This is a genomic window from Brevibacillus fluminis (genome assembly GCF_003710825.1).
Classification (GTDB): Bacteria; Bacillota; Bacilli; order Brevibacillales; family Brevibacillaceae; genus Brevibacillus_D; species Brevibacillus_D fluminis.
Map to the genome: position 1 here is coordinate 1 of NZ_RHHQ01000031.1, position 26,992 is coordinate 26,992.

29 protein-coding genes and 1 riboswitch are annotated in these 26,992 nt (G+C 50.5%); of the genes, 8 read left to right on the plus strand and 21 right to left on the minus strand.

Annotation, left to right across the window (positions count from 1 at the left end):
- On the plus strand, positions 1-185 hold a 185-nt coding region (locus EDM56_RS30230; protein ID WP_148040434.1), incomplete at its 5' end, for an IS3 family transposase.
- Positions 186-253: 68 nt separating this feature from the next.
- Here EDM56_RS30230 and tlp read toward each other — a convergent pair.
- From tlp to EDM56_RS30280, 10 genes are all read right to left on the minus strand, one after another.
- On the minus strand, positions 254-481 hold the full coding sequence (gene tlp / locus EDM56_RS30235; RefSeq protein ID WP_122921651.1) for a small acid-soluble spore protein Tlp: 228 nt from the start codon (positions 479-481) through the stop codon (positions 254-256).
- Between the two features lie 62 nt (positions 482-543).
- Positions 544-2,166 (minus strand): ABC transporter ATP-binding protein, encoded by a 1,623-nt coding sequence (locus EDM56_RS30240; protein WP_122921652.1) that lies wholly within the window; start codon positions 2,164-2,166, stop codon positions 544-546.
- Complete coding sequence (locus tag EDM56_RS30245; protein WP_122921653.1) at positions 2,163-3,056, minus strand: energy-coupling factor transporter transmembrane component T; 894 nt, start codon at positions 3,054-3,056, stop codon at positions 2,163-2,165. Before EDM56_RS30245 ends, EDM56_RS30240 begins: the two co-directional genes overlap by 4 nt.
- A complete protein-coding gene (locus EDM56_RS30250; protein ID WP_122921654.1) occupies positions 3,053-3,715 on the minus strand; it encodes an ECF transporter S component in 663 nt (220 codons plus the stop codon). Before EDM56_RS30250 ends, EDM56_RS30245 begins: the two co-directional genes overlap by 4 nt.
- Positions 3,712-4,746, minus strand: coding sequence for a DUF4430 domain-containing protein (locus tag EDM56_RS30255; protein WP_122921655.1), 1,035 nt, complete (start codon positions 4,744-4,746; stop codon positions 3,712-3,714). The genes EDM56_RS30250 and EDM56_RS30255 overlap by 4 nt, the downstream gene beginning before the upstream one ends.
- A gap of 12 nt (positions 4,747-4,758) precedes the next feature.
- Positions 4,759-6,285 carry an S-layer homology domain-containing protein gene (locus EDM56_RS30260; protein WP_122921656.1) on the minus strand — a complete coding sequence of 509 codons (1,527 nt, stop codon included), beginning with the start codon at positions 6,283-6,285 and terminating at the stop codon, positions 4,759-4,761.
- Positions 6,286-6,399: 114 nt separating this feature from the next.
- Positions 6,400-8,451: an S-layer homology domain-containing protein gene (locus tag EDM56_RS30265; protein WP_122921657.1), complete on the minus strand. Its 2,052-nt coding sequence runs from the start codon at positions 8,449-8,451 to the stop codon at positions 6,400-6,402.
- The gene (locus EDM56_RS30270; protein WP_122921658.1) at positions 8,452-9,804 is read right to left on the minus strand and encodes a prenyltransferase/squalene oxidase repeat-containing protein; all 1,353 of its coding nucleotides are present in this window, start codon (positions 9,802-9,804) and stop codon (positions 8,452-8,454) included. It abuts the gene before it with no gap.
- Between the two features lie 168 nt (positions 9,805-9,972).
- Positions 9,973-10,163: riboswitch (cobalamin riboswitch) on the minus strand.
- 50 nt (positions 10,164-10,213) lie between these two features.
- Entirely contained in the window at positions 10,214-10,555 is a 342-nt protein-coding gene (locus EDM56_RS30275) for a DUF952 domain-containing protein (RefSeq protein WP_122921659.1), read from the minus strand.
- 28 nt (positions 10,556-10,583) lie between these two features.
- A complete protein-coding gene (locus EDM56_RS30280; protein ID WP_122921660.1) occupies positions 10,584-11,399 on the minus strand; it encodes a thermonuclease family protein in 816 nt (271 codons plus the stop codon).
- Positions 11,400-11,718: 319 nt separating this feature from the next.
- Between EDM56_RS30280 and EDM56_RS30285 the strand changes: the two genes are divergently transcribed.
- Positions 11,719-12,066, plus strand: coding sequence for a YkgJ family cysteine cluster protein (locus EDM56_RS30285; protein ID WP_122921661.1), 348 nt, complete (start codon positions 11,719-11,721; stop codon positions 12,064-12,066).
- An 18-nt stretch (positions 12,067-12,084) separates the two neighbouring features.
- On the opposite strand, the gene EDM56_RS30290 is transcribed toward EDM56_RS30285, so the two are convergent.
- Positions 12,085-12,978 carry a sugar phosphate isomerase/epimerase gene (locus EDM56_RS30290; RefSeq protein ID WP_122921662.1) on the minus strand — a complete coding sequence of 298 codons (894 nt, stop codon included), beginning with the start codon at positions 12,976-12,978 and terminating at the stop codon, positions 12,085-12,087.
- A gap of 113 nt (positions 12,979-13,091) precedes the next feature.
- Here EDM56_RS30290 and EDM56_RS30295 point away from each other — a divergent pair, with 113 nt between their 5' ends.
- Both EDM56_RS30295 and EDM56_RS30300 read left to right on the plus strand, forming a co-directional pair.
- On the plus strand, positions 13,092-13,595 hold the full coding sequence (locus EDM56_RS30295) for a Gmad2 immunoglobulin-like domain-containing protein (RefSeq protein WP_122921663.1): 504 nt from the start codon (positions 13,092-13,094) through the stop codon (positions 13,593-13,595).
- Positions 13,596-13,706: 111 nt separating this feature from the next.
- A complete protein-coding gene (locus EDM56_RS30300) occupies positions 13,707-13,895 on the plus strand; it encodes a CDGSH iron-sulfur domain-containing protein (RefSeq protein ID WP_122921664.1) in 189 nt (62 codons plus the stop codon).
- A 110-nt stretch (positions 13,896-14,005) separates the two neighbouring features.
- Here EDM56_RS30300 and EDM56_RS30305 read toward each other — a convergent pair whose 3' ends face one another.
- Positions 14,006-14,557 (minus strand): NADPH-dependent FMN reductase, encoded by a 552-nt coding sequence (locus tag EDM56_RS30305; protein ID WP_122921665.1) that lies wholly within the window; start codon positions 14,555-14,557, stop codon positions 14,006-14,008.
- A gap of 197 nt (positions 14,558-14,754) precedes the next feature.
- Between EDM56_RS30305 and EDM56_RS30310 the strand changes: the two genes are divergently transcribed.
- Positions 14,755-15,738, plus strand: a complete 984-nt coding sequence (locus tag EDM56_RS30310; RefSeq protein ID WP_122921666.1) for a quinone oxidoreductase family protein — start codon at positions 14,755-14,757, stop codon at positions 15,736-15,738.
- 91 nt (positions 15,739-15,829) lie between these two features.
- Here the strand turns inward: EDM56_RS30310 and EDM56_RS30315 are convergent, their stop codons facing one another.
- The 3 genes from EDM56_RS30315 to EDM56_RS30325 form a co-directional block, all read right to left on the minus strand.
- On the minus strand, positions 15,830-16,693 hold the full coding sequence (locus EDM56_RS30315) for a MurR/RpiR family transcriptional regulator (protein ID WP_122921667.1): 864 nt from the start codon (positions 16,691-16,693) through the stop codon (positions 15,830-15,832).
- Between the two features lie 187 nt (positions 16,694-16,880).
- Positions 16,881-17,885, minus strand: a complete 1,005-nt coding sequence (locus EDM56_RS30320; RefSeq protein WP_122921668.1) for a dipeptidase — start codon at positions 17,883-17,885, stop codon at positions 16,881-16,883.
- A 51-nt stretch (positions 17,886-17,936) separates the two neighbouring features.
- Complete coding sequence (locus tag EDM56_RS30325) at positions 17,937-19,946, minus strand: S9 family peptidase (protein ID WP_122921669.1); 2,010 nt, start codon at positions 19,944-19,946, stop codon at positions 17,937-17,939.
- Positions 19,947-20,233: 287 nt separating this feature from the next.
- Between EDM56_RS30325 and EDM56_RS30330 the strand changes: the two genes are divergently transcribed.
- Positions 20,234-21,112, plus strand: coding sequence for a succinylglutamate desuccinylase/aspartoacylase family protein (locus EDM56_RS30330; RefSeq protein ID WP_122921670.1), 879 nt, complete (start codon positions 20,234-20,236; stop codon positions 21,110-21,112).
- A 54-nt stretch (positions 21,113-21,166) separates the two neighbouring features.
- Here EDM56_RS30330 and EDM56_RS30335 read toward each other — a convergent pair whose 3' ends face one another.
- The 4 genes from EDM56_RS30335 to EDM56_RS30350 all read right to left on the minus strand — a co-directional run bounded on the left by EDM56_RS30335 (position 21,167) and on the right by EDM56_RS30350 (position 23,781).
- Entirely contained in the window at positions 21,167-21,910 is a 744-nt protein-coding gene (locus EDM56_RS30335; RefSeq protein ID WP_122921671.1) for a hypothetical protein, read from the minus strand.
- Between the two features lie 353 nt (positions 21,911-22,263).
- Positions 22,264-22,977 carry a metal-dependent hydrolase gene (locus EDM56_RS30340; protein ID WP_122921672.1) on the minus strand — a complete coding sequence of 238 codons (714 nt, stop codon included), beginning with the start codon at positions 22,975-22,977 and terminating at the stop codon, positions 22,264-22,266.
- Entirely contained in the window at positions 22,971-23,375 is a 405-nt protein-coding gene (locus EDM56_RS30345) for a carboxymuconolactone decarboxylase family protein (RefSeq protein ID WP_246009592.1), read from the minus strand. The genes EDM56_RS30340 and EDM56_RS30345 overlap by 7 nt, the downstream gene beginning before the upstream one ends.
- Complete coding sequence (locus EDM56_RS30350) at positions 23,338-23,781, minus strand: MerR family transcriptional regulator (protein WP_122921673.1); 444 nt, start codon at positions 23,779-23,781, stop codon at positions 23,338-23,340. Before EDM56_RS30350 ends, EDM56_RS30345 begins: the two co-directional genes overlap by 38 nt.
- A gap of 26 nt (positions 23,782-23,807) precedes the next feature.
- Between EDM56_RS30350 and EDM56_RS30355 the strand changes: the two genes are divergently transcribed.
- On the plus strand, positions 23,808-24,161 hold the full coding sequence (locus tag EDM56_RS30355; RefSeq protein ID WP_122921674.1) for a hypothetical protein: 354 nt from the start codon (positions 23,808-23,810) through the stop codon (positions 24,159-24,161).
- A gap of 152 nt (positions 24,162-24,313) precedes the next feature.
- Here the strand turns inward: EDM56_RS30355 and EDM56_RS30360 are convergent, their stop codons facing one another.
- Together EDM56_RS30360 and EDM56_RS30365 are read right to left on the minus strand one after the other, a co-directional pair.
- The gene (locus EDM56_RS30360; protein ID WP_122921675.1) at positions 24,314-24,772 is read right to left on the minus strand and encodes a hypothetical protein; all 459 of its coding nucleotides are present in this window, start codon (positions 24,770-24,772) and stop codon (positions 24,314-24,316) included.
- Between the two features lie 2 nt (positions 24,773-24,774).
- Positions 24,775-25,557 (minus strand): hypothetical protein, encoded by a 783-nt coding sequence (locus tag EDM56_RS30365; protein WP_122921676.1) that lies wholly within the window; start codon positions 25,555-25,557, stop codon positions 24,775-24,777.
- 143 nt (positions 25,558-25,700) lie between these two features.
- Here EDM56_RS30365 and EDM56_RS30370 point away from each other — a divergent pair, with 143 nt between their 5' ends.
- Entirely contained in the window at positions 25,701-26,723 is a 1,023-nt protein-coding gene (locus tag EDM56_RS30370) for a DUF3231 family protein (RefSeq protein WP_122921677.1), read from the plus strand.
- The last annotated feature ends 269 nt before the right edge of the window (positions 26,724-26,992 follow it).

The following is a 26,992-nucleotide window of genomic DNA, read 5'->3' on the forward strand; positions in this document are numbered from 1 at the left end:
TGATTGAAAATTTCTTTGGTATCCTAAAATCAGAGTTTTTATATATGCAAGAGTTTGAGAACGTTGAACATTTTAAACAAGAGTTAGCCAAATACATCGACTACTATAACAACCAACGAATCAAGATAAAATTAAAAGGCTTAAGTCCAGTGCAATACCGAACTCAAGCCTTACATGCTGCTTAAAAAATACGAGTCTAACTTTTTGGGGTCACTTCACGATCGCAAAATCGGGCAGGTGTTTTATGTCGCACCTATTCAGCGGTGCTTTGGCTTGTTTCGTCCGCGATTTCTTCCGTGAAGCCTTGAATGCTCTCTTCACGACGTGCATTTTTCGCCTCGAGATCCGCTTTCTCCTCAGCGGAAATCTCATCGCCGAACTCATTTAAGTACGCTTTCGTCTCGCGAATGTTCTCCTCCGCGTTGTGCTTCATCTCTGTCAATTTTTCCGCATTGTCAGAACGATCATCAGGCTTTGCCATTCGTATGACCTCCCAGTTTCATTTGTTCCATACCCGCATAGCTTGTGCGGAAGCAACTGGAATTATGTATCGCCATTTGCAGATCGATACAGTTTGTACACTTGCGGCATGTAGGCAAACGAACGGCGGAACACATGCTCGGGAGCGTCATCTGCAACCAGTTTGCCGCGGTGCAAAACGAGGACGCGATTCGCAAACTGCGCGGCGAATTCCACATCATGCGTGATGATCATCACAGCCGGGATTTCCAGCTCGGTCAGCAGCTCGATGAGCGTTCTTTTTTGCTCTGCATCAAGTCCACGAGTCGGCTCATCCAGAATGAGGAACGTAGGGCGCGCAGGTACCACCAGCGCAAGCGCCAGCCGCTGTTTTTCTCCTCCGCTCAAATCATGTGGATGGCGATTGCGATAGTCAAACAGCCCTAAACGATTGAGCAGCTCCGTTTTTTGTCGTTCCCGTTCCTCACTTGTCAGGGAAAGCTGTGCCAAGGTGAAATCGATCTCCCCCTCGACGGTATCGTGCAGGAAATAATCATTTGGATTTTGTGACAAATAACCGATCCGTTTCCAAGAATCTTCCCAAAAGCCCTGTCCAATCGGGCGTTGCTCCCAGCTCATCTCGCCTGCGCGCTTTTCGATCGCTCCGCACATTAGCTTGGCCAACGTTGATTTACCGGCGCCGTTTTCCCCGAGCAGCGCGATTCGATCGCCGCTATGAATTGTAAGTGATAGATCGGAAAGGACTGACTCCTGATCCGGATAGCCCGCTTTTATTCGTTGGACTTTGTAAAGAACACGCTGCTTTTCGTCCGTTTGCTGTGGATTTGAGCTCACGACATGATGGCCGAAATGATCCGTCGCGTTTGCAACGAAAGCACGCGCCGCTTTGACCGTAAGCGGCAGGTTGCCTTCCATGCCAAACTCGATCAGATGGCGGGTGACCGGCGGCAAAAACAGCTGCCATTTTGCGTGTGCAAGCGTGGCCTTTACGAATTCGTCCGGCGTTCCGTTGAACGCGATCCGCCCCGCTTCAAACAGCAAGATCCGGTCGGCCAGATGGAAACATCGCTCAATCCGATGCTCACTGATCAAAACCGTCAGTCCCCATTCCTCATTCAAACGCCTGACCGTCTGCAGCACATCTTCCGCGTGCACCGGATCGAGCTGGGACGTCGGCTCATCGAGTAAAAGCAGGCCGGGATAAGGTGCCAACGTGCTTGCAAGTGCGATGCGCTGTTTTTCCCCGCCGCTAAGCTCAGCTGTTTTTTTACCAATTTGCTCATTCAAGCCGAACAGCTGGCTCATTTCGGCGAGACGGCTGTTCATCTCAGCTTGCGGGAACGCCAAGTTTTCCAGGCCGAATACGAGCTCCCGCTCCACCGTCTGCAAAATCAGCTGACGCTCCGGATCTTGCTGCAAAAAACCGGTACGGCGGACAAGATCGCGCTGCGATAACGCTTCTAACGGCTGACCGTTCAACTTGATCTGTCCAGCGATGCTTCCACCGTAAAAGCGCGGCACCAAGCCGTTGATCGCGCGTAGAAACGTCGATTTGCCGCTCCCGCTTGCTCCCAGCAAAAGCACGAATTCCCCTTGGTTGACTGACACGTTACTATCGGTAAGCGACATCGTTTCCGCTTGCGGATAACGGTATGAAAGTTGTTCAATCGATAGGCTAATGCTCATGTTGTCTCCCTCCTTCCTAGCACGTAGAGCGGGACAAGCCAGCTTCCGACCATCAGCAGCGCAAACAAGGCATCCCCGGGCAGGTCATGAAACGAAAAGCGCGGGTAATAGTCGATCCGGCCAAAATCCAACCATTTGCCGAAAAGCGCAAAAGCGAACACGATCCCTGTGAAAATCAATCCGAGTACTTCATGCGAGGCAATCTTTTTTGTTCGGTATGAGCTGCGCGGTCCGCTGCCAAAGCCGCGCGCATACAGTGTTTCCGCCGACTGCCACGAGCCCTCCAGCGCCGAGTACAGCAACGGGCGCAGTAAAAACAGGTAAAAGCGGATTTGCGCCCGTTTACCCTTGCCGCGTGGGCGAATCCCCCTCAGGTACGCCGTTTCTTTTATTCGAGAAAACTCAGCCAGAAGAAAGGGAAACATTCGAATAGCCAGTGCGGCAGTGAGCACAAAGCGAGGCGCCACTTTGGCGAACAGCAGCAAAAAACGGTCATGGTCGACAAACTGCTGAAACATCCCGGAAAGGGTCAGCAAAATCGCCAGCCGAACCAGCCCCATGCACGAGTACGCAAGCTCCTCGAGTGTGAAATCGAGCCGTCCGATCAACGGGACGACCGGACCTTTCCACAAAAATGTGACCCCGTTCGTCGAAAACAAGGCGTTAACGAGCAAAAAGAACGGCGCCATCACAAGAAGCATCCGAAACAGCGGCATAATAGCAGGCAGAACCCGCTCACGCCAAGCCCAGCCGAGTAAAAACAGCAGCTGTCCGATCAGCATGAACGGATGCTCCCACACAAAAGTCAAAATGCCTTGGACAAAGAGAAAGAAGGCGATGGCGCCTGGATGAAGCTGTTGCCAACGTATCGGCGGAATTTGTGCGCTCACCCGCTCCCCTCCTTGGAAAACAGGCGGGTTACGATCAGTTTTTGGTGATAACGCACGAAAATTTTCGCAAAGGCTGCGGCGAACATGCTAGCAAATATGAAATTGCCAACCGAATGGGCGATATCGAACGCGAGACTTTTCACATTAAGCGCGACAAAGCTTTGCCAGCTTAAGAAGCCAAGCCCGAGGAACATCCAAAAATTCATGATCCAATCGAACAAAAATCCCCAGATCGTACAGACTGCGATAAAAAGGAACCGTCTTCCGCGCGTCGCAAGCAATTGGCCTGCACCGCGGCTTTTCTTACTTTCAAAAAAGCGACTGAGCAGGCCTCCGGATACGCCCGACAATCCCCACGCAAACATTTGCCAAATCGTCCATGGCCCTTGCCCAAGGTACATGTTGGACAAAACCGCGGCGATGACCCCGGTCAAAAATCCGACCCGAAGACCAAACACATAACCGGTGAGCATCACCAAAAAGGTCGTCGGCTGTACATTCGGGATAACGGAAAACGGAATGCGCGCAATGGCTGCGACTGCGCCAAGCGTGGCGGTCACCGCGATCACCTTTTCGTCCATCCGTGACTTCTCAAACAAAAGGAGCAAGATCGCTGAAAGTGAAAGGAGCAAAACCAATGTGAGCATGGCTACATTCATGGGGTTCCTCCCAGCGGAAGCCGCAACGTTTCCTGGCCGTCCTGCAAAAGACCAAACGAATTGGTCCAAGGCGTATCGGCTGTCTGCCCTGATGCAATCGTATGCACAATGCGCGCTATCGCATCCGACGAATTGCCCCCGACAAACCAGAGAGGCTTTCTCGTTTCCGGATGGACAGTCGCGACGATGGCACCTGCGTCAGGTTTGACATCGGTTATGACTACGTTACCGCTGATGTCAGTCGCTTCGATGCCGTTTTTGGTGAAATGAGCGAAAAGGCCGTACATCGCTTTTTGCTCCCACAGCTTTTGATAGAAGGCAGAATCAGCGTACGCCTTGGAATCGCCAAGCACAATAAGCGGCTGTCCTTCAGCGAAAAGCTGCTCGTTCCACGCGACGGCTTTCGTTTCCGTTTGGCGCGCGGTAGAGAGTGCTTTTGCGAGCTGATCCGCCTGCTCTTGCAGCCCTGGCGCATACATGACTGCAAGTGCAATCGCCTTATTCGTTTCTTCATCGTGCTGCACAAAAGGCTGCGGGTACACCCCGATGAGCGCAGGTGCGCTCGTATCGAATGCCCACCGGTGGTAGTCCCAGGTGATGACATCGCCCGTTCGGACCGGATATTCGCCTGCACCGATGTCAGACATGACCCCGTTCACATAAAAAAACCAGTCGATCGGCTTGCTCTTGCTGTCGCCGGCTTTATACGCGGATGCAAGTCCGTTGATCGACTCGACGAAGCTGCCGTTATACGTCGTTTTGACATCGCCGCCCTCGCGTTTTAGTACGTCCATGACCGTGTCGCCTTGCGAAATGGGAACGGCCCGTTTCATCAGCTGCTCTCCGCCGTAATCGCGGGTGATCACCAATGTGGCAGATGGCGTGCCAGGCGGCAGCTCCGGTTCCGTTTTCTGTGCTGCCGCCGGCGTGTTTTGCGGTGCATGCGCCGCGCGGTACCACATCATTCCCGCTGCCGCTGCACCCAGCACAACCACCACCAGGATGAGCAGCAACCATTCTTTCCGTTTCATCCTTTCCACTCCTTACCTGACTGCGAGCAAACGGTACAAAAGCGCTGCAGCCTCAGCCCGCGTCACCGCTGCTTTTGGTACGAATTGCTTGGATGCTGTCGCACCCAGCAGCTTTTGTTTTTGCAACACTTTGACGTCCTGCACCGCCCAGCCGCTCACACGTGCCCAATCGACTGGTACCGTACCAGCGCCGTTATATGTTTTCGTCCATTTGTATTTGGTCGCGATGCGTGCTGCAATCGACGCCATTTCTTCCTGGGTGATGCCTTGGTCCGGACGGAATAAGGAGCCGCTTCCCTGCATCAAACCAAGTGCCGCCGCTTTTTCGACGTACGGTGCCGCCCATCCTGCCTGCGGTACATCCGCGAATTTGCCCTGCGGCTGTGCGACCGGACCCTCACCGATCGCTCGCAGCAACAAGACTGCGAACTGCGAGCGCGTCACCTTCTGGTCCGGACTCATCTTGGTCGACGTCACTCCTTGCATATAGCCATTTTTCACCAAATAGCTAATTTCGTGAAATGCCCAGTGAGAACGGTCCAAATCGTACAAATGCTCGACTTTTCGTTGACCCGCCGACTCGCGCAGCTTGACCAAGTACGGCCCGCTGCGTTTGACATCCGAGATGCCGAGCATCGCCTGCGCGCTGGCGATTTGATTGGCAGGACCGCCTTTTGTATGGCTGAACGTGCCATCTGCCTTTTGGTACGAAAGCAGATTATCGACCGTACTGCCTGTTCCTTTTTTCCAGCTCTCCGGATTTTCGCCCCACGCGATCAAAGCGGAGATGACCGTTGCGACGGATTCGGCATTGGCCACCCCGCCATCGGCATAGCCCCCGCCGTCTTTTTGCTGTGTACGCAAAAAAGCGAGCGCTTTTTTCACAGGCTGTTCCTCTTTGCTCATCCCCAATGCCTTGAAAGCAATCAGTGTCATTGCCGTCATGTCGATGCCGCCTGTCTTGCCCTCGGTAGCAAATTGGAATCCGCCGTCCGGAAGTTGTTTGGACACGAGCCATGCTTTCGCCTGCTTGGCGCGCGGGATTTGCTCCCCTGCCGCATACAGTGCGATGATGCTCCAGACATGGGCATTGATCAGGCTTTGTCCGGTGCCATCCATGCTGTCAGCAAACTTGCCGTTGGCTAGCTGGACGTTTTGGATACGTGCGATCAGATTTACGCCCCCGAATTGGGAAGGATCCTCACCTGAGGCGGTTACCGCCATCGCAAAACGGGCATAGTCCGTGGTTTTACGCAAATCGAGCGATTCCAAACGGTTGTGCAGCTCGGTTTGCCAGCGGATCGAACCGCCCCACTCAGAGGTTTGCACATCCTCCCCCAAAAGTGACAATGCGATTAACGTCCAATCATCGATCGCCGCCGTTCCTTTGCTTTTGTATGTATGGGCGACGGCCTGCACCGCTTTTGCCGCAGCCTGCTCGACCCTGCTTGAAGTTGCTTCTGCCAGCGGCATCCATGCGAGCGATGCCACCATCACGCCTGCTAAGCTTGCACGCATGATCTTTGCTGCCATGTTCATCGTGACATTCCCCTTTCTTTTGTTTAGAAATGGCGTGCTCCCATCAGCGATTTGCGCACGAAAACGGGAAAAGTAGGCAGCGAATTCGCCACCTACTTTCGTTCTTTCCTTGCTTTACTCCTGCAGCATGCGATAGAGAGCAGCCGCAGCTTCCGCACGCGTCAGAGGAGCAAGCGGGTCAAAGCGGCCATCTGTCCGCCCTTTCATCCATCCGCGTTCGACCACCGCTGTGATGGATGATTGCGCCCAACTCGGGATGGACGCTTGATCGCGAATCGGGTTTGGAGCTGCCTCATTGCCTACCTTGCTTTCCCCAGCAGCCTGCGCCAATGCATACGCAAACTCCGCTCGGCTGATCGGCTGATCCAGCGCTCCAAAAGAAGCTGGCAAGTTCGCTGTATGACCGTCCTGCATAACTCGACTAACGAGCGCCAGCGCCTCCGAACGTTTCAACAACGCATGCCAGTCAAATTGCGTTTCGCTGCGTCCATGAATCACTCCGATAGTAGCCAGTTTCCCGATGGCTTCCTTTGCCCATTGATAGCTGGCTGGCAGCTTCACCACATCGTCAAAGGAAGCCAGAGGAACTGATGCGAAAAACAACTCACCACCCGCACGCAGCTTTGCTGTCACATCTTGCGGTTCGTTTTTCACCAAGATCGGCTGCACAGTCCACGGATTGGTATCCTTCTCGCGAGAAAAGAGCACCGGGATCGATTCGCTATCAACCGCCGTATTCTTCTCCCATCTCATCTCGATTGTGGCAGCTGCACTTGGGTTCAAGCTCACCCGGTACAAATCCGAAAGCGGGATAATGTCGCTCGAAAGCGTGCTTAGCTGTGACGTCTGCACATTGTCGTCATACCGTTTGGCAATGAACAACAGCTGTTTTCCTTCCTCGCCTCCATCACTAGAAGGTACGAGATCCGTACGCCAGCCCGGTTTCATCACGCTGATTCTGGCGTTCTCTTTGCGGACCGTTTGCCACGCATTCGGCGCTATGCTCAACTGCCATGTATGATAATTTTTTTTATCGCTCATCGGGATGACGAGAGTTGGCTTTAGCTCATTGAGCAGGCCTTTGTACAGCGTCCAATTGGCCATTCGATCCGTTAGCCTCTCCTTAACGTCCCGCTGATCGGCAAACAAATCTTTTGCCATACGATCCGTAAGCTCCTCGGCAAGCGTATCGCCGACAGGCTTTGTTTGCAGATCGTCTTTTTTCACCATGCCGGCTTTTTCGTATGCAGCTTGCAAAACCAAAGCCACATCGCGTACATACGTTTTTTGCTTTTCAGCTGGATACTCCGCTAAAGAAATCAATAAATTGTCGATAATGTCTACAAGCTCTTCGGGCTTTGTCGAAAAACCGATTTGAGACATCGCTTTATCTAGCTCAGCATTGGCCGATGTACGATACAGCGAGGTCAATTCGCCCGCCGTTGTGCTGCCGCCCTCGGAATTGCCAAAATCCGTCGTGTACACAAACGTTACGATGTCTTTGTTGTCCAGCTTGTAGCGGTCAATCGGCATGGGCGGTTGCTCGCCGTTGACGAGGTAAATCCAACCGCTCCCGGCGCCTTTGTCAAACTCGGCGAGATCATTGATGCTTTTGACATAGACATCATGTCCGTCACCATCCGCATCAACGATTTCATACGGAATATCGTTCTCGCCACAGATGTATTTGAGCAGATCGTATGCGCTTGCTCCATCTTTCATGTGGACCGTTTTTTGCGCCAAAATGACTTCTTTGTCTACGCCAGTGATGCTCGTTACGATCTCCAGCTTCGTTTTTATCGGCGGCTTCGCTTCCACGATCGAGAAGGAAGCCGTCGCTTGTTGGGCCGAATACAAAGTTGCGTGTGCCGTACCGGTCGCGGTCCAGTCTGGAGCGCCAAGCTCAAACGAAAATGATTTGCCGCCACCTGCCACCTCTTGCGCATATATGATTTGGCCCTGGGAATCGGTAATGAGCAAGGGGACCGGACGGGCATCATCACTGCTTGTATGTCCGCTGACCGCGATGGTATCCGATGTTTGCATGGCCGAAATGGCTGCCTCCGCTGCTTGAGCGAACACCGCTTGCGTTGGTATGCCTGCGCCGAGACAAAGAAGGGCTGCCAACATGCTGGACCATGCTAATCTCCATATTCTGTTTCTCATCTATTTCACCACGAGTTGGAACGTGACCGGATCTTTCGCCGTTTCAGGTTTGGTGGACAAGCCGTACCAATAGTTGAGCTGTACCGTATACGTACCTTTGTCCAAGCTGAATCCTGCAGTCAACTGCTTAGCCGCTCCGTCCGCCTCAACCGTCACCAGCTGCACCACTTTTTTGTCTTTTTGCACTTGCACGAGAACAGCTACCGGCTTCCCTTCTTTCGCCACATCGGCTACGTTGGTGCGTATCAACACTTGTCCGGCATTGACGGTGAATGCATTTCCAGAAGGCTTCGTTTGTGTACCCTTTTGCAGGTTTTCCAGGCCTGCATACACTTCCACTTGGCCGCTCAAATCGATGGTTGTCACATACGCTTTCAACGCTTCTTTGTCCTGGTCGGACAGACGCTGGTAGGCGCTGTCGCCGTTATTCGCCGTGGCAAGTGCGAGCAGAGCGAATTTGGTTGTGTACGGATTCGCTTCACCTGGCGTCCATGACGCTTCAAAACCGCCGTTTTTCACCTGTTTGGTGAGCAAATAGTCGACGGACTTGACCCATTGGCCTTCGAGCACATCCTCACCCGCAGCAGACAGGCCGATCAGCACCTGGCTCGTTGTATCCGGACTGCCGCCAGCAAAACCGTCGTAGTACGATCCGTCTTTTTTGTCCTGTCCGGCTTTCAGCTCCGTGATAATCTCTTTCTCCGCCTGCTTCACTCCGGCCTCATCGTCCACGAGTGGCAGCGCGCTCAAAGCAAACCCAAGCTCATCGAATTTGCTTTTGTTTTTGTCATTTTCGTAATCGTCATAATGATCCAGCAAAAAGGCAACCGCTGCATCGCGGTCATACTTGAAATCGTACATTTCCAGCGCGATCATGGAATAGACATGATTGGCGATTGTATATGTATCGTCACCCATTTTCCCGGATTTCTCCTGCAGGTCGGCGATCTCCTGGAGCAGGTTGACACCGTTTACATTTGTTGGGTCATATCCATTCTTCATCAGTGCAATCGCATATTTGGCGATTTCCCCGGCTCCTTTTGCCTTGAGCGCTGCCGGCACGATCGCATCGATTGCCGACTGGTTTTGCTTCGTCTGCCATTTGCGGTTGGTCAGTTTCTCCCCCGCTTCCTTGAGCGACACTAGCTCCCAGTCAAAACCGTCGAACTTGTACGAACGATCGCGCTTGTAATAATAGTTGACCGCCTTTTTCATCGCTGTCGATACTTTTTTCTGCTCGTCTGATGCGGCTTGTACCTGAACCGGCTTTGCTGCAATTCCTGCGGTCAGGACTAAACCTGCCACAAGTGCCCATACAACGGACTTTCTTGAACGAACTGCGATACTACTCATCATCTTCTCTCCTTTTTTCATGAGGCAACACGGTGCTACTGCAATCGTATGTTATCGAGACGGATGGCGGGGCACCCTTTCATCGAAAAAAGCCCTCTTTTCCACATGTGAAAAGAGGGCATTGCAACCGTTACGTGCCTCCCCCTTTTGTCCATACCCGCAAAAGTGGCGAAATCGATTCGTTTGGCAGGTCTCCTGGCTTGCACATTCTCCGTTTTCCTCCGTCTTCCCGGCATCTTTTGCCAGTGACCTTTTCGTCGAAAAAAACGTCCGTGCTCACAGTAGCGGGGACTGCAGTGGATTTGCACCACTTTCCCTTTTCAATGGCATGCGCCATCACCAAAACGAGTTCGTATGTCGTTAGGTTTCATTGTAGCGGTCGATATTCGGTTGTACAAGAAAAATGTGGTTATAAACGCTCGCCAAGCTGCCAAGAACCTGTTTCACGCGTCATTCTTCGCACTGCGACGATCGCATCCGTGTTGAGCGGACCATAAATGTGCGGATACATCAGTCCATCGGAAGCCTCTTCATACAACAGCTTCGCTTTGATTTTGCTCTCATCTATTTCCAAAACGAGCAGTCCTTCGGCAAACGCAGGGTAGACACGGTTGGCTACCTTCACCAAAAGCTCATCGCCTTTCGTCGCATGGATAAATCCTTCCGCTTCATAGGTACGTGAAACATATTCCCCTTTATCCGCATAGCCCTCCCAATATGTTTCCGGCACCAAACAATAAATCGTTTCCATTCTCGTCTCTCCTCTTCCTATTCAAGTGTTATTCGCAGGCAATCCCGTCTTTGTCGCCGTCCATTTCAGGGCGATAGCCAGGCTCCCCTTTATGTAACGGAGCTGCTCCGGCCGCACGGGCTTCCTTGCAGCTTGCATAATAGACCGACGTTTGTTTCGTCCCCGACGGGGGAACCGCCTGTTTTGACGGACTCGTCACGTTGGCATTTTTCGTTTCTTTCGTGTCCTGCTTCTTCGCCTCGCCAACCGACTCGGGATGATACCCGTCTTCACGGGCATAGTTTTCGACCGACCAGATGCCGACTCCTGCTTGCTGCGCTTTTTCCTGGATGGCACGGTACTGATCGACATACTTCACATTCGGCACGTAAATGTAAGCGACGCGGGCAAGTCCTTTTTCGAGCAGCATCTCTTGCACCGACTTGCCATCGATATAGATGTAATAGAGATAACGGCCGTATTTGTCGGGTCCCGGGGATACATCCTGCTCGAGCTCTACAGTTTTATCCGTCAGGAGCGCTTTCGTGAAGTCGCTCGCTTCCTTTCCGAAAGGCTGCTCGCCGAGCTTCGGGTGATGGGTTTCAGGCGTGTCAACCAGTAGAAAGCGAACCGTTTCTTCCTTGCCATTGAGCTTCACCTTGATCGTGTCGCCATCGATCACTTTTACGACGGGCGCTTTGATCCGATTCGTTTCGCCCACTTGCTCAGCCTGTGCAGCTGGCGCATCGGTCTGTTTGGCAGATGCAGGCGGCGTCTGAGGGGCAACGGGACTACCGCACGCAGCCAGCAACAAAAATACGCCCGCATACGCGGCCGCAGCCAAGGCTCGTTTTCTTCCAATCATACAATCTTCTCCTCATCATGGTTGTCTTGATCCCCTACAAGCTTACACAGAAAAAAAACCGCTCGCAAGCGAGAGGTTTGAGAGGAGGTAGTGTTTCATCTTATGCTTGTCTGTTAGAGAGTAGACTTGCCCATTTGAAGCGAATGAAAAAGTATTTCTACCAGATGTGACAATCATAAGAACAGTTTTACAAAATAAATAGTTGACAAAATTTAATAATTGTGGTATTATTAATAATTTTTCTATTTACAAAAATCCATCTTCTTTTTATGATAGACATATTTCGACTAGAACACGCACGAGGCGGGAGGAAACCAAAATGGAACAATTACCTTGCGAGGGATGCAGAGGTCTCTGCTGCGGACCTGTTCCTGTGACCGAAACTGAATTGAAAAAAATTAAAAAAAGTATAAAAGCCATGCCACAAAAAAAGCGTATGGAGCTTGCGAACCAGCAGCGATTTTTCGGCACTTGCCTGTTTTATGACGTGAACAACGACCGCTGCGGCATTCATGCTGTTCGGCCTGATGTGTGCCGCATGTTCGGCTATTATAAAGAAATGATTTGCTTTCGGATGCCACAGCTCGCAACAAAAACGGATCGGCAAGTCCGCGAGCGGCCCGTAGGTATTTTGAGTGTTGATTTTACCTGGCACGATTTCCGCTGATACCATCGATCGCGCTTATCAGGACAACAAACTGTCGCACCACGCATAGCAATCATCCAGCTCTCGATCGGTGATCCGATCCGACCGATGCTCGAACAGCACATGCACCTGTGGATTTTCTTCATGGATGATGCGCATGAATCGTTCAATCGGTGCCCAACCTGCATCTGGATCGCAGCTCGGCAAAACGGGGTGGTGATAGCTGCCGATCGGATCAAACCGGTTTACCGTCCACAAATGGACTAAGTACGAGTATTTCGCATAGCGCTGTAAAACAGGCACAGCTTGAAAATACGGATCGATCAGCTCCTGCATGAACAATCGGCCCGTATCCAAACATAGCCGAATCGATGGGTACACCGTCAGCATTTCCTCTAAAAAGCGATCCTCGTAAATGTATCGATTCAATGCATCAAATTCCAGCACGGGTGTAAACTGGTAGTGCCGCCCTTTTTCGGTCAACCATCGGAATAACTGCTCCGTCCTGTGCTGAAATGCAGACGCGCTCATCGTCCGTTCGCTGATGAATTCGGAAGGATCGGCAAAACGCCACTGCTCCCAGTTAACCCGATCGTCTAAAATCACCGGCTTGGGGTAATGAAATAATACATATCGCGGCTTTATCATCGATAGCTCCGCAAGCTCCTGCTCAATCTGGGCAATCGCTGCATTCCGCACGTGAAGATCGAAGGACAGGAAAAGTGCGTCGCGCCGAAACCCGCGATCCCGCTGGCGAAACGGATAATGCACCCCGAGCGAAAAACCCCCGCGCTCCGCTTCTTCCGCGAGAAGCCTTGCATCCTCATCAGATTGAAACATACAGGCTTCCACACCCCAAAATCCGTCGCGAAAATCTCGTTGCTGTTTTTGGGCATTGAAACCGCCGTATTGTCCGATCAAAAAACGCTTCATCTTTTTGCCTCCTTCTTTCCGCATCCAGCCATTTCCGCAAAAAAATTCGTAACAAACCAAAGAATGCGTCCGTCTCATAACCAACAACGATTATTCGAAACGGGAGGTACATCATGAAAAAGCTTTTTGTCACCCTTCTTTTGATCGGCGTTCTACTTCAAGGCTGCGCTCCTTCGCAAGAACAATCGCAGCCGGTTGCCCCTACCCAGCCGGAAAAACCGGCAGAAACGCCATCTATACCGGCAACGACTACACCTGAGACGCCAGCACCGCAGCAGCCAGCAAATAGCGCTCCTGAAAAACCGGAGGCTACAGCATATCACAACGACATTTTCAAAGACGTGACGGTCAAAAAGATGAAAGCTGATACGTTTGAAGTGAAAGGGAAAGCGAAAGTGTTTGAAGCCGTGTTGAATTATTCCGTTGAAGATGGACATAACGAGCTGGCGAAAGGGTCTGCAACCACATCTGCCGGTGCACCGGAATGGGGCGATTTTAGTTTCACGCTGACCGTCAAAAAAGCCACGCCGAATTCCACACTGATGCTGATTCTATTTGAATCAAGCGCAAAAGATGGAAGCCGCCGAATGGAGCTCCCCATCCCTCTCCCTGAGTAATATCCCATGCCACATCCCTTTGCGCGCCCGTTGGCGTGCTTTTTTCTTGGTATTTTTTCTTTAGAATCAGCCCGTTCTGGAAAGCATAGGAATAGTCAGGAGGTGACTATCATGTCCGAAATCAAAGTGCTGGACAATGGGCCGCTGCTCGTAACAGGTGAGACGACTTTGCTGGATGGCGAAGGAAACAAGCTCGAGGGAAAAGCGCAAATGTATCTCTGTCGATGCGGCTTGTCTACAAACAAGCCATTCTGCAATGGAGCTCACAAAGGCAAGTTCGAAAGCGTCGTTCGCGCGTAAACAGCTGAATGTATCATGCGAAAACAGGATGATCCCCATTGCTAAGGATCATCCTGTTTTCATTTTCACAAAACCGTTCCATATGTCCTGATTGCGCGCGATTACAGATACTACGCGTTCATTCGTTGTATGAGATTCTCCATCAGCTGACGAATTGCTTGCAAGGTGGCCTCATCCGTCACTTCTCCTGCTTCCCCCAGCTTCTTGCTGATCACAGGGATTTTAAGCGAGCCCGCCTCGCCTACCTGTGCCCCTAACATCCCGAGCGTAAGCAATATCGATTCAAGCGCTTTTTCTCCACCCGTCGGAAAAGTCGAAACGCTGATCACCGTAACCGGTTTGGCATTGAATTCACCGGAGGAAACGATCCAATCCAACGCGTTTTTCAAAGAGCCTGGCACGCCATTCGCATACTCCGGTGTACAAAACAATACGCCCTTGGCAGATGCGATCTGTGCACGCAGATTTTTGACAGACGCTGCTTCATGCTCGTCGTCATCGATGTCAGGGTTAAAGTGAGGCAGCTCTCCTAAGTCTTCATACGGTACAAATTTGATGTGCCCTGGCACCGCTTTGCCTGCTGCGCGCAAAACGGCCGTATTAGACGAGCGGGCCCGCAAGCTTCCTGAAATCGCCAAAATCGTTTGTGGTTGCTCCGTCATGTCCATTCACCCATTCAACCATTTTTTCCCTATTGTACCTCTAGCCATTGCAGTTCGTCTATTCCCGTTCGCACTTACAGTATAGTCCGCTTACTAAGTTCCGAGTTTCAAGGAGGTTTGATTGATCAAAGGATTTTTTTGTCAAACGGCGAAATTAGCAATGGTTGCAAGTATCGCTTGTATGGGAGGCGCACAAGATGAAAGCAGTCGTTGTCACAGATTTTGGTGGTCCTGAGGTTATGAAAGTCATGGCTGTCGATTTGCCGGTGGTCGCCACGAATCAAGTATTGATTCGAGTCGTTGCGACTAGCGTCAATTTTGCTGATATCAAATCACGGTATGGAAATTACCACGGCGCAAGCAAGCCGCCCTTTATCCCGGGACTGGATGCTGCTGGCGTCATCGAAGAGGTTGGTCGTGACGTAGAGCATCTGCAGGTCGGCCAACGGGTGATTGCCTTTTCTAAGGCTGGCTCCTACTCGGAGTATATAGCAGCAGATGAGGCACTCACATTTCCACTGCCGGACGAAGTCGATTTCGCCACAGCGGCTGCGTGCCCGATCGTATCGTTCACCTCGTACAAGCTATTGGCGGATGTCGGGCGGCTGGAAGCTGGTGAAACCGTCCTGATTCATGCGGCTGCTGGCGGCGTAGGCACAACCGCAATCCAGTTGGCCAAGCTGCTTGGTGCCGGTAAAGTGATCGGCACTGTCGGCAGTGAGCAAAAGATTGCCACCGCCTTGGAAGCGGGAGCTGATCACGTCATTTGCTATCAGGACGGATCGTTTGCCAGTCAAGTCAATGAGCTGACAGACGGTCGAGGCGCCGACGTGATTCTCGACTCGATCTCGGGCTGGGTTACCGAGCAAAGCATCGACTGCCTCGCCCATTACGGTCGGTTGGTGCACTTTGGCAACGCAGGCGGCGAAGTGGGGCAGATCAAAACGAAGGATTTGCATGCGAGCTGCCGCTCCGTCCTTGGTTTCAGCTTGGGCACGACGCGAAAACAACGTCCACATCTGCTAAAAAGTGCGGCCGATCACGTCCTGCCATTTTTGGCCGATGGTCGTCTTACAATGAAGATCGGTCGTGTGCTTCCGCTTGATGAAGCGGCCCAAGCTCACCAACTGGTCGAGAGCAGACAAAGCTTAGGTAAAGTGCTGCTGGAAGTGAGCAAATAAAGGATTGCGAGGAACGGAGAACAGCCGCTTACTGGAAGCGGCTGTTTTTTTGGGCGCATCGAAAAATAACAATTCAGGTCAAGCTTCCTTGCTACTCGATAAACACATCTTGACTGCTGTAAATTTGCTCCATACGTTCTTGGCGTGCTTGCAGCGCTTCCCGATTGCGAGCACCGATGCCGAGGCAGAGCAAATGCAGCATCGTTTGCACGGCCGACATTGAACTATTGGCTGTATCACCGTCGACATTCAGTTCTGTGACCAATGTGATGTCGCTGATTCGGCTGACCGGCGAAAGCAGACGATCGGTGATCGCGATCAGTCTGCTCCCCAACATTTTGGCCGCCTCTGCGATCTTGTAGGAGTCCTTCGAGTATCGGGGGAAAGAAATGACGACGGCTACCGATTTTTCACTCATCCATGTGAGCTTTTCCAGCGCATTTCCACCTGCGGGGCACAAATGTACATTTTCCCGCATCATCCCGAGCGTAAACGCCAACCAGTTGGCTGTCGAATGGGACCCGCGATGGCCGATGACGAGCACATGGTCTGCCTCGCTCAACAGCTCAACCGTGTGCCACAGCTGTGCTTCGTTAAGCTGCGCGAGGTTATGCTGCATGACGGCGATTTCATTCTCCATCGCGTGTCGGAATAATTGTTCTTCGTCGGACGATTGTGTTTTTTGCAGTCGGTTGACGTTAGCCGAGCTTGCCCCTAGCACGATTTGTTGCTGGATTCTGGCCTGCATCTCGGTAAAGCCGCTGAACCCGAGCGCGTACGACAATCGAATCACAGTGGTTTCGCTGACCTCTGCCTCGCGGGCGATTTGGACAACCGTATTGAAGGCTGCCTGATCCAAATGCTGCAGCAAATGGGCAGCCACTTTCTTTTGGGCGGCTGACAGCCCGTTGAATTTTTCTTTAACGAGTCCTTCAAAGGTGGAAGATTGCTGCATATGCTTATCCTTTCCCTCCTGTAACGCACAAGATGATTCCTTTTTACTATTGAGTTTCTGCCGCAATCTGTCAAGATACTACGCCAAGCTTTTTGACAGTGCTTCTGTTGTTGTATAAAAAAATGGAACCAGCGCCGCGCTGATTCCCAATCGGTCAACTCACCTGTATCTGTCATCCGTCCTGCCGTCAGTTCCCCCACACATCCCGATATACCCGCAGGAAATTTTGCCCCATAATTTGTTCGATCGCAGCCTCGCGATAGCCCCGTTTTTCCAGCACTCGAACGATGTCTGGCACGCTCGCATGTCGTTTTACCACATCAAAAGGCTTCCGCGGCATTGTGGCGATGCTCTCTGCCGATACGTATTTCATGAATTCATCCGTGATATCAAGCCCTAAGCCGACATGCTCAACTCCCACCAGCTTGGCGATATGATCGATATGGTTCACCAAATGCTCGACATCCGCGGTTTCATCTTGCTCCGAAACGAAGAAATTCACAGCATTCATGCCGATGACGCCGCCTGTAGCGGCAATCGCCTTGATTTGTTCGTCCGTCAGGTTGCGCATGGACGAGACCAGCGAACGGCAATTCGAATGCGAGGCGATAATCGGTTTTTTCGCAAACGTGATCACATCCCAAAAACCTTCGTCATTTAAGTGGCTGACGTCAATGATGATCCCGAGCTCCTCTGCCGCTTCAATCAGCTGCACCCCAAAATCCGTAATGCCGCTCGGACGTCCTTCCCGAACCGGTGTAAAATGGCTGCCGTCCCCCACAAAATTGCGCCTGCTCCATGTCAGGCCGAGAAAACGGATCCCAAGCTCATAAAAAACTCGCAGCATGGACAAATCGTTGTACAGCGGCTCAGCCCCTTCTAGGGAAAGGACAAAGCCAACTTTGCCCGCTTGTTGGGCAGTGAGCAAATCGTCTACATTTTTGCACACCATGATCTTGTCCGGCGATTCCGCCGCTTCTGCATGGAGAGCACTTACCTGCTGTAGCGCCTTGCGCAGACCCATTTCCGGCAAAAAGCTACTGTCCACAAAGAGCGCGGCGACAACTGCGCCTACGCCGCCTGCCTGGAAGTCAGGCAAAAAATCCGTTTCGATCACCTTCCGCTTCCCGCGTTCACGCTGGATGGACACATCCATCAGCAAATCAAAGTGACCATCAATGATCAGTGACATTTGTCATCGCTCCTGTTCGTACGTATCATGAATTCCTGTATGCAACACTGCTCATCGTTGCGGCAACCGCTCTGCGATGAAGCCGACCATCGCTTGCAAGCGGGCCACTCGCAGGGCAGGCTTACCAATCTGCAGCAGACCATGGCTTGCATTCGGGATACGCAAAAACTCCACGTCCCCGCCCTGCCTTTTGATGTGGGTATAAAATTGCTCAGCCTGTTCCATCGGGCAGCGCAAGTCTTGTTCGGCATGGATCAACAAAAGAGGCGTCTTGACTCGGCTCACATGCGCAAGCGGCGAGTGTCTCCACAGCGTTTCGACGTCTGTCTGTCCAGCGAATTCCTGCTCCATGAACGCTGGACATATGTCGCTCGTGCCAAACATGGAGATCCAGTTCGAGATGCAGCCTTCCGACACAGCGGCGAAAAACGCGTCGGTTTTCGTTAATAGCCAGTTCACCATAAACCCGCCGTAGCTGATTCCGTTTACCGCGATTCGACGCTCGTCAAGGAATGGATAGCGCCGGATCGCTTCCGCCAGCCCGTTCTGCAGGTCGAGATGATCCTTGCCTCCATAATCGCCATGTACCGCTTCAAAAAACGGCTTACCAAACCCAGAGCTACCACGCGGATTAAGATACACGACTGCGAAACCGTTTGCCGCAAACAGCTGCATCTGATGAAAATACGCATAGCCAAACATCGAATGCGGTCCGCCATGAATATCCAAAAGGACCGGATACTTTTGACCGGGCTCCATTTGGGTAGGCTTAAGCAAAAAGCCTTGAATGCCCCAGCCATCTTCCGAGGTATAGGAGAATTCCTCCGGCTGGGCTACAACCAGCTGTGCCATCAGCTCATCGTTGCAATCGTCAAGTCGTACTTCCTCTCCGTCTCCGCTTGTAACGGCAATCATACCGGGATGTGTAGCCGTCGAGTAAGCCAACGCAAGCCGATTGTCCCCGTCGTAGGAAAAATGAAAAATGGTGCGGTCCCCGTCGACCACAACCTTGGGAGCAGAGCCATCGTTGCTTGTTGCAAACCGGACGACTTCATTGCGACCCGCCCTTGTGCTCAAGGCGTACACCGCACTGCTGTCATGCGACCATTGCGGCGCCAACGGGTATCGAATATAACGCATATCCGTGAACGTGGCATCGCCGAACGAAAACGGGTACGCCGCAGATAAAGAGATTACCTCGCCCCCATCCGATCCCATTCGATACAGCGCTTTATGCTCAATGTCTGCAAAAAAAGCAATCCATTTGCCATCAGGTGAGTAGGTTGGAAGTTGTGCCTCTGTCCTATTAAAAAGGAGCTCCGGCTCGCCACCTGACGTCGATACCCGGAAAATTTGTCCGCCGTAGAGTGACACCCCGTCTCGATCACGATTGGCGGTAAAGGCAACGTATGCGCCGTCAGGAGAAATCGCTGGTTCACACACCGCATACGATCCGCGCGTCAACTGACGCCAATCTCCTGATGCCAGATGAATTGCCACCAGCTGCGGCTGCAATCCTTTTTGCAGACCGCTTCCGTCCAACTTGTAGTACGACCAGTCATACCGCTTCGGCCCATTGGCCCACGTACGGTTCTCTCGCTCAAGTTCTTCCTGCCAGGCTTTGCTCGACAGACCGGAGTCGATCAATTCGACTTCTCTACCGCTGGCAACCAGTACAAGCCCGTACAAATATTGTCCATCCGGCGACCAAAAAAGGGAGTGAATGCCATACCGAAAGCGCGTCAATCGTACTGCCTCGCCGCCTGCAAGCGAAAGCAGCCACGCTTGCGTACCATACTCCCGATCCGATACGAAAGCGATTTCATTGCTGTCGGGAGCCCAGACAGGTCCCCGATTGGTGTTGCCTGAAGTCGTTAGCACACGGCTTCCCTTTCCATCGACATCTGCTAGAAACAGCTGTGTCTCATAATCGTCTTCCCGTTCCCGCACGATCGTTTTTTCATAGATAACATGATTGCCATTTGGTGAGAGAGTCGGTCTGCTCGGCCATTGAAACTGGTAAAGGTCTTCTGCTGTCACGAGCCGCTTGGTTACACTCATGTCACTTGCCTCCTTTTTCGCTCGGTTTCGTTTGCCAATCGCTTTCTTGTTTTCCTAAAAAACATGTATCAAGACCAACCGAAAGAATTATATACTTCTTATTTTCGTCAAAAAGAACTAAACACTCCTTTTAATTTATACCATAATCATCCATGCTAATATATACTTTTTTTCTAATTTTCTGAATGAATTACGTTTCAAAAACACTCCGCCCTTCCATCAACAGGAAATCTGGCCCACATTGCTGAATTTGTACTTGTCTACATAAAAAGGAGGATTTTGCCCACATGCGTGAAGTGCGTTTTGAACAGGATTTGACCCGTTTTACCGTATACGAGTATGGAAATAAACAAGGGCCTCGCGTTGCTATCACCGCAGCGATCCACGGTGATGAACAGACTGCCATCCACACTGCCAATCTGTTGATGAAGGAGCTAGGCGACTTGACGGTCAATGGGTACGTCAAGGTCATACCGGTCTGCAACCCGCCTTCATTTCGCAACCGCACCCGGTTTTCCCCTTTCGATCATATCGATATGAACAGGATATTCCCTGGCAGCCCGGACGGCGGTCCTACGCATCAGCTCGCCCATGCCTTGTGGCAAGAAACCCGCGACGTCGATTATATCGTCGATCTGCATTGCGTTGGTAACGGTGGTGCTACCTACACGCTAGCCTTGTACAAAGAATTTCCTGAATTGCGCGAATTAGCGGAAGCCCTCGCGCTTCCCATCATCATCCAATCGAGCGGGACACGCGGTCAGCTGTTCGTGGAATCGTGCCATGCAGGACAAAAGGCGCTAATCATCGAGTTGCCAGCAGGTCAGCCAGGGGGAACGATCGATGTCGCAGCTGCCGAGGAATGCAGTCGCGCCGTCATTCGCTACCTGCATCACTTGGGTGTGCTTTCTGCCTCCGTCCCCGGCCACCCCGTCACGTTTTATGACGAAATTACAACGGTAGTCGCCCAAGAACCGGGCTTGTTCCTTCCTGCCGTAGAACCAGGCATCATTTGCGAGCGAGGGACTGCTCTAGGGACATGGAACGACACTCCTCTGCTCGCACCGTTCACCGGCGTGATTACGACGATCAGTCCTCCACGTTATTGCTTTACCGGAGAAAGTTTGGCAGGAATCGCTCCAATTGCAGGCGCTCAGTCGTCATAAAACAAGAAAAAAACCTTGATCAATCAAGGTTTTTTCTGTCTAGTTACGATCCGCTTAAAAACGCTCCATGTTGGCGCCCAATATATATCCATCCACCGGGGAGATGTAGTAGGTGGTCCCGTCACAGTTGAACTCATAAAATTGGCCATATACCGAGGAGCTTTCCAACGTTTTGGTCCCGACAAACTTGATAGATGCAACCGGCTTATCAAAGTACGGAGAGCTTTTCATATAAACCGTTGCCTCTTCTGGTGTCAGCTCAAAACCGCGTTCGGGGATGGGCTCAGATTCTTTGGCGTCTAAAATCCAGCGATCTCCGCTTTTCACAAGTGTGCTGATTTCATAATAGCCGCTGTTCAGTTCATTGGCGAACCACATGGTTTTCACCTTAATCCGTTCAGCGTTTTGTTCCAAAATCGCCGTTCGCGCATCAAAGGCGCCTTTATCATAATGAAACAAAAACAATTCGGTCAAGCCATTGCCAGCCGTGTAAAATTGCTGCAAGTTCTCCTGATCGATAAAGGAATCTGTCATGATGTTATGTAGTTTATTCCGGAACTCTTCAAATGTCAGATCCTCATCCTGCGCCTTCCCCAACATGGCAAAATACAGTCTGGAAATTTCCAAAAGACGGCTGGCAACAAATTCGACGCTTTTCTTCTCCTCGACAGGAGCTGGCATTGTTTGATCCTGCTGGATCGCTGCTGTAGCTGACTGTGCTGGCGGAACGTCGCTCTCTTTCGAACAACCGATCAAGAGGAACGCGACGATTCCGACCAAGGATACGAATTGTCTCATAGCTTCCTCCCAAGTATGCGATTCTTGGATAATATCATATTTTACGCATATTTGGGTTCAAAACCGGAAAATTAATGAGAATTGCCCATCTTTCCCCACTTCGGCGTTTGGACAACCTAGATAAACCCGTTGCTTTCGAATGAACCAAACCTGTTTCGGATCGGAGGGAATCGGAGGTGTTTGCGATGGCACTTAGAAAGGCGCACCCATCCACTTCAAGCTGATTGGAGGTACGCTCTGCCGGAAAGACACCGAGCTTGCGCCTTGACCTCTTATGAGGAGTTGAAGCATTTGATAAATCGAACAGTAGCCCAACATTACTAGCAACTTCCCTACTATCCATGCACACCCTCTTACAATGAAAGGGCCCCTCCCGGCTCTACGTCATGGACCGTGACTTCCGGCAGATCAGCGAGAAGCTGCGCTAGCTCGCTTGGACGGCCGGTCAAGAAATCAAGCACGCCGAAATGAGTTGGCATGACACGCTCCACATTGAGCAGGCGCACCGCCTTGGCCGCCTCGCGAGGAGACATCGTATACACATCCCCGATTGGTAGCAAGGCCAGCTTCGGCTCGTACAGCTCCGCGATCAAGGCCATATCACCAAAAACATTCGTATCCCCAGCATGATAGATGGTATAGCCGTTTTCAAAGGTAATGACAAAGCCCATGGGTTCGCCGCCATAGACGATCTGATCGCCATCCACATACGCCCCGGAATGATCAGCATGAACGGCAGTAACCGCGATTTCGCCCAGCTTCCGCGTACCTCCCTTGTTGATCGGCAGTACGGCAGAGAGGCCTTTTTTCTGGAGCAGAAACGCCAGCTCCCATCCCGCCACGACGGTTGCTCCCGTTTTCTCCGCAAGCCAAACAGCGTCTTCTGCATGATCGCGATGCGCGTGGGTTAGTAAAATGTAATCCGCATGCTCCATCGTTCGAACCTGTTCCGGACACACCGGATTGTTTTTCACCCACGGGTCAATCAACATCGTTTTGCCCCCCGGCGTTTCGATCTGGCATCCGCCAAAGCCGAGCCACGTGATGGTTCCTTGCGTCGTTACCATGTCGCTTGTGCCTCCTCCCGCTTTTCCTCCGCAAACACGTCCGCTGCTGCCGCTAACCCGTTCAAGGCAGCAGGAAAACCCGCGTAAATCGCCATTTGCATCATAATCTCCTTGATCTCTTCCTCCGTACAGCCAACCCGTCTCGCGCCATAAATGTGGACTTTCAGCTGCGGAATCGCATAGCCGAGCGCTGTCAAAGCAGCAACCGTCGCGATCTCACGCGTTTTCAAATCCAATCCGGGGCGACTGTAGACCGTGCCGAACGGGAATTCGACCAGCATCCGCTCAAAATCAGGCAAGATCGCCCGCAAATGATCGCGAGTGCGCGCTCCCGCTTCCCCGACGACCTGATTCATCGTTTCAAGTCCTCTTGCATAGATGCTCGTTTCCATCTTCATCGTGTACCGTCTCTCTTTCGTCATCGTCTTGCAAATACGCTTCGTAGTAATCGATCTTTTGACCGACCAATTCTATCAATGCAGCGATTTCGCGCTGCTGTTCGAGCAATGCTTGTTGATGGCTTTTCAAGATCGTCAACCGCTGCCTCACCGGCTCCTGCGGCATGTTCCCCGCCTCCAAACGCTGGAGAATGCACCCATCTTGGGTAAAGGCTGCCATGCTCTCCAGTGACAATCCTGTTTTCTTGAGTGCGGTCAGAAAGAGCAGAAACTGAATGTCCGCTTCGCTAAAAATTCTGACCCCGCCTGCCGTCCGCTTGATTTTGGGAAATAAGCCACTTCGTTCATAAAAACGTATCGTGTGCGCAGAAAGTCCGGTTCTTTCCGCAGCTTCTTTTATATTCATGTGTTGGAGCTCCTTTTGCCGTCGACTTGGACCTAGCTTACACCTTAGAGCTGTCTCTAAGTCAAGGGGTTGCGTTACAAAAGATCGGCTGTATTTTCGTTGCGGGCGACGTTGCCGGTTTGGTGCTCGGCGGTTCGGTCCAAGTAGTCGGGAAAATTACCGAAACCGTCACAGGCAGTACCTCAACCGGCACTTTCACCAAAGACATTGGAAATGGTGTGGAAAGGGCGACGAAATACGCCGGTAAATCATTGGGGGAAGCTGCAAGCGGAACTTGGGATATGGCTGCCGGGGCAGTGGCAATGGATCGCCAGCAATTCGAGGTTAGCTTCAAGAAGTTGACGGTTATTTTCGCTACGGCGACGGCAACACAGCTGTAGACAATCCTAACGTCGTTTGGACACAAAACAATACTGACTATCGGGTAAAGTAAAAACAATCACGGTCTGCCATTCCGATGGCAGGCTCTTTTTGCGTCTTGGTTGTAATCATGGTGTGAAATCGTATTATGGAGCGTGTCTGGCCTGGTTTCTTATCTAGTTCTAGCCAAACCAAGAGCTTTATGGTCCCAGAGTATATCTTCTACTGCTGATGCCAGATTGTCCTCACACGTAACAATTAGTATGACTTCTCCCTTTTTTCCTTTTTTAAGTTGAAGTTGCTTTTTGTTTCGTTTCAAAAGGTAAATGAACCAATTCAAGGAAACTCCTATAAGAAAGCCTAAGATTGCACCGGCAATTCCCCAGATAATTGGCCCTCCTTGCCACACGAACCCTTTACTAGCACCGATGGTACCAAGCAGAAAGGCAAAAACCATACCTTTATCAATAAATGTCAGTCCATCAGCTCGATGGATATTATCAAGAAGTCTCGGTTCTTTTTTACGCAAATCAAGCGGTACTGCGTAAATGGCTGTTATTCCCTTTTCCTCAAGTTCTGTAATGGCTATTTCAATAAATGTTGAATACTCAAATGTAGCAAAAATTTGCATCGTTATTTATCTCCAATTGTGATGTGATGCCCCACTGGTTGGTAATTTTCTATCAAGTATTGTCTTTGCGCATAATCGAACAGTTTGTTATTTTCTACGGTATTCGTATAGGCATCATAAATGGTAAAGAAATAATAAGAGGGGAAATACATTAACCATTGCTTATCGATGACCGATGAGGAGGTGGTCACATCTCCTAAGATTAAATAGTGTAACGCTAGGACTAGATTTGATTGCCATACGATTACAATCGTACTTAATAAAATAAATATAGCCAAAATAATGCGATGTAGGTACAGTTGGCCAACGCTGGGGATTCCCATAGACCAAACAACAGCTAGCCATGGTTTACGTTTATCGAGGTAATTGATTTCTAAAGCTCCGATGCTAAACGTATTAAAGCGTCCTTTTTCCCTTTGTGCCAGAAGATAAATTTTGTTCATATCAACAGCCGTTCGATAACTATCATAAATTGCAAATAAGTAAACAGGGATATAAAGTGACATGAATTTAGGATCCAATACATCTCTGGCTTCCTGGAATTGACCGTTAAATGTATAAATCATAGCCAAATTTAAGTGTATTTTCTGGTTAATAAACATCTCCCACAGAATCAGAGCATAACCACGCAAATATTTATTTAAGAGCAAATGTCCAAAGCCAGGAAAAGCCATTGACCAGCATGCTAAAGTAACTGGATTACGCTTATGCAGTTGCGTTGTTCCAAATATGCTGACGTGAGCTATGTAACGTCTGTTACGAAATTGATCTCTAAAATTATCCATAGTCTGCCCCTAGTTTGATAAATACCACGCAAGATTAGTATGTCTTTTTATTAAGATGGATATGCTTAAAATCGATGTGAATAATAAATGAAACAACCAAGATACTACATCTTGAAGAGAGCAAAGTGTAGTGGAGGGAGTATATGTCATTTCAGAAACCTCAGGTAAAGCCAACAAATATCGAATTTAGCTGTACGGAAATCGGGGGACTTTGGGGGATTTATTTCCAAGAAGGCATGGCGGTCTGTTTCCTTACCTACTTACTGCATCATCTTCAGGATGGGCAGATTGTTCCGTTGGCGGAAGAGGCGCTGAAAATATCGCAAGAACGAATAGAGAAAATCAAACAATTTTTTCTTGCTGAAAATTTCCCTATACCAGCAGGGTTTTCAGAAGGTGATGTGAATTTAGCTGCACCTCCGCTTTTACACGACACGTTTACCTTGAGTTTCATCTACATGATGAATCGGTTGGGAATGATTAACTACGCATTTACTGCTTCCAATAACGCTCGACTCGATGTGCTAGATTTTTTCAATGAATGCATGCATACGTCAACCGAGATGTTCGGTAAAGCAGTGCGAATGATGCTGGAGAAAGGCATTTATGACCGTCCGCCGAAAATGAACTACCCTAATAAAATCGAGTACGTCCAGAAAGTCTCTTTCCTAGACGGGATCATTGGCATGAAACGACCTCTCAATGCCTTAGAGTTATCCGAAATATTCTTCAATATTGAGCGTAACTACTTTTCGGTTATTCTCATGCTCGGGTTTGCACAGGTAATGGAAGATAAAACATTGAAAAATGTAATTCTCAGAGGCAAAAAAATTAGTGAACAACAAATAGAGTTATTTAACAGTCTACTGATGGATGAGGAGCTACTCGGAACGGTACCCGTAAGCATGGAAGTTACAGCATCCACTGTTTCTCCCTTTTCCGATAAGTTAATCATGTCAATGATCAATGTATTGAACTCGGTAGATATCCTCTTGATATCACGTGCCCTGTCGGTAACGATGCGAGCCGATCTCACCGCTCACTACACCAAAATCATCACTGATGTGATGGTTTACGCCAAAGATACGTATGATATTATGGTTGAACGAAAATGGCTCGAACAACCACCTCTTACGACGGATCGAAACCAGCTAATGAAATCCTAAGGAAAATGGCTCAGTAGCAAACAAGTAAAAACCCTTGCGATCAAGGGTTTTTCGTGTGTGCGTTCCTTTTCCTCAAAATAAGCAATTTTCGCTCTGTGTAAAATTCCGAATTTTACGAACAAATGGATAAAATCGGTTATTTGTGGTACCCAATTTCCTCTTAATATGAACCATTTTTTCGGCGCCATTTTGGAAAGAAACGTGTATGTCCCATTTGTCCTGATAAAATAATCGCCAACCATGGTTGGCTCAGATTGTCGAGAAACCCC

What these genes read in the sequence shown, in the direction of transcription:
- tlp (WP_122921651.1), bottom strand. Translation starts at nt 481, where the DNA reads ATGGCAAAGCCTGATGATCGTTCTGACAATGCGGAAAAATTGACAGAG.
- EDM56_RS30240 (WP_122921652.1), bottom strand. Translation starts at nt 2,166, where the DNA reads ATGAGCATTAGCCTATCGATTGAACAACTTTCATACCGTTATCCGCAA.
- EDM56_RS30250 (WP_122921654.1), bottom strand. Translation starts at nt 3,715, where the DNA reads ATGAATGTAGCCATGCTCACATTGGTTTTGCTCCTTTCACTTTCAGCG.
- EDM56_RS30255 (WP_122921655.1), bottom strand. Translation starts at nt 4,746, where the DNA reads ATGAAACGGAAAGAATGGTTGCTGCTCATCCTGGTGGTGGTTGTGCTG.
- EDM56_RS30260 (WP_122921656.1), bottom strand. Translation starts at nt 6,285, where the DNA reads ATGAACATGGCAGCAAAGATCATGCGTGCAAGCTTAGCAGGCGTGATG.
- EDM56_RS30265 (WP_122921657.1), bottom strand. Translation starts at nt 8,451, where the DNA reads ATGAGAAACAGAATATGGAGATTAGCATGGTCCAGCATGTTGGCAGCC.
- EDM56_RS30270 (WP_122921658.1), bottom strand. Translation starts at nt 9,804, where the DNA reads ATGAGTAGTATCGCAGTTCGTTCAAGAAAGTCCGTTGTATGGGCACTT.
- EDM56_RS30275 (WP_122921659.1), bottom strand. Translation starts at nt 10,555, where the DNA reads ATGGAAACGATTTATTGTTTGGTGCCGGAAACATATTGGGAGGGCTAT.
- EDM56_RS30280 (WP_122921660.1), bottom strand. Translation starts at nt 11,399, where the DNA reads ATGATTGGAAGAAAACGAGCCTTGGCTGCGGCCGCGTATGCGGGCGTA.
- EDM56_RS30285 (WP_122921661.1), top strand. Translation starts at nt 11,719, where the DNA reads ATGGAACAATTACCTTGCGAGGGATGCAGAGGTCTCTGCTGCGGACCT.
- EDM56_RS30290 (WP_122921662.1), bottom strand. Translation starts at nt 12,978, where the DNA reads ATGAAGCGTTTTTTGATCGGACAATACGGCGGTTTCAATGCCCAAAAA.
- EDM56_RS30295 (WP_122921663.1), top strand. Translation starts at nt 13,092, where the DNA reads ATGAAAAAGCTTTTTGTCACCCTTCTTTTGATCGGCGTTCTACTTCAA.
- EDM56_RS30300 (WP_122921664.1), top strand. Translation starts at nt 13,707, where the DNA reads ATGTCCGAAATCAAAGTGCTGGACAATGGGCCGCTGCTCGTAACAGGT.
- EDM56_RS30305 (WP_122921665.1), bottom strand. Translation starts at nt 14,557, where the DNA reads ATGACGGAGCAACCACAAACGATTTTGGCGATTTCAGGAAGCTTGCGG.
- EDM56_RS30310 (WP_122921666.1), top strand. Translation starts at nt 14,755, where the DNA reads ATGAAAGCAGTCGTTGTCACAGATTTTGGTGGTCCTGAGGTTATGAAA.
- EDM56_RS30315 (WP_122921667.1), bottom strand. Translation starts at nt 16,693, where the DNA reads ATGCAGCAATCTTCCACCTTTGAAGGACTCGTTAAAGAAAAATTCAAC.
- EDM56_RS30320 (WP_122921668.1), bottom strand. Translation starts at nt 17,885, where the DNA reads ATGTCACTGATCATTGATGGTCACTTTGATTTGCTGATGGATGTGTCC.
- EDM56_RS30325 (WP_122921669.1), bottom strand. Translation starts at nt 19,946, where the DNA reads ATGAGTGTAACCAAGCGGCTCGTGACAGCAGAAGACCTTTACCAGTTT.
- EDM56_RS30330 (WP_122921670.1), top strand. Translation starts at nt 20,234, where the DNA reads ATGCGTGAAGTGCGTTTTGAACAGGATTTGACCCGTTTTACCGTATAC.
- EDM56_RS30335 (WP_122921671.1), bottom strand. Translation starts at nt 21,910, where the DNA reads ATGAGACAATTCGTATCCTTGGTCGGAATCGTCGCGTTCCTCTTGATC.
- EDM56_RS30340 (WP_122921672.1), bottom strand. Translation starts at nt 22,977, where the DNA reads ATGGTAACGACGCAAGGAACCATCACGTGGCTCGGCTTTGGCGGATGC.
- EDM56_RS30345 (WP_246009592.1), bottom strand. Translation starts at nt 23,375, where the DNA reads ATGAAGATGGAAACGAGCATCTATGCAAGAGGACTTGAAACGATGAAT.
- EDM56_RS30350 (WP_122921673.1), bottom strand. Translation starts at nt 23,781, where the DNA reads ATGAATATAAAAGAAGCTGCGGAAAGAACCGGACTTTCTGCGCACACG.
- EDM56_RS30360 (WP_122921675.1), bottom strand. Translation starts at nt 24,772, where the DNA reads ATGCAAATTTTTGCTACATTTGAGTATTCAACATTTATTGAAATAGCC.
- EDM56_RS30365 (WP_122921676.1), bottom strand. Translation starts at nt 25,557, where the DNA reads ATGGATAATTTTAGAGATCAATTTCGTAACAGACGTTACATAGCTCAC.
- EDM56_RS30370 (WP_122921677.1), top strand. Translation starts at nt 25,701, where the DNA reads ATGTCATTTCAGAAACCTCAGGTAAAGCCAACAAATATCGAATTTAGC.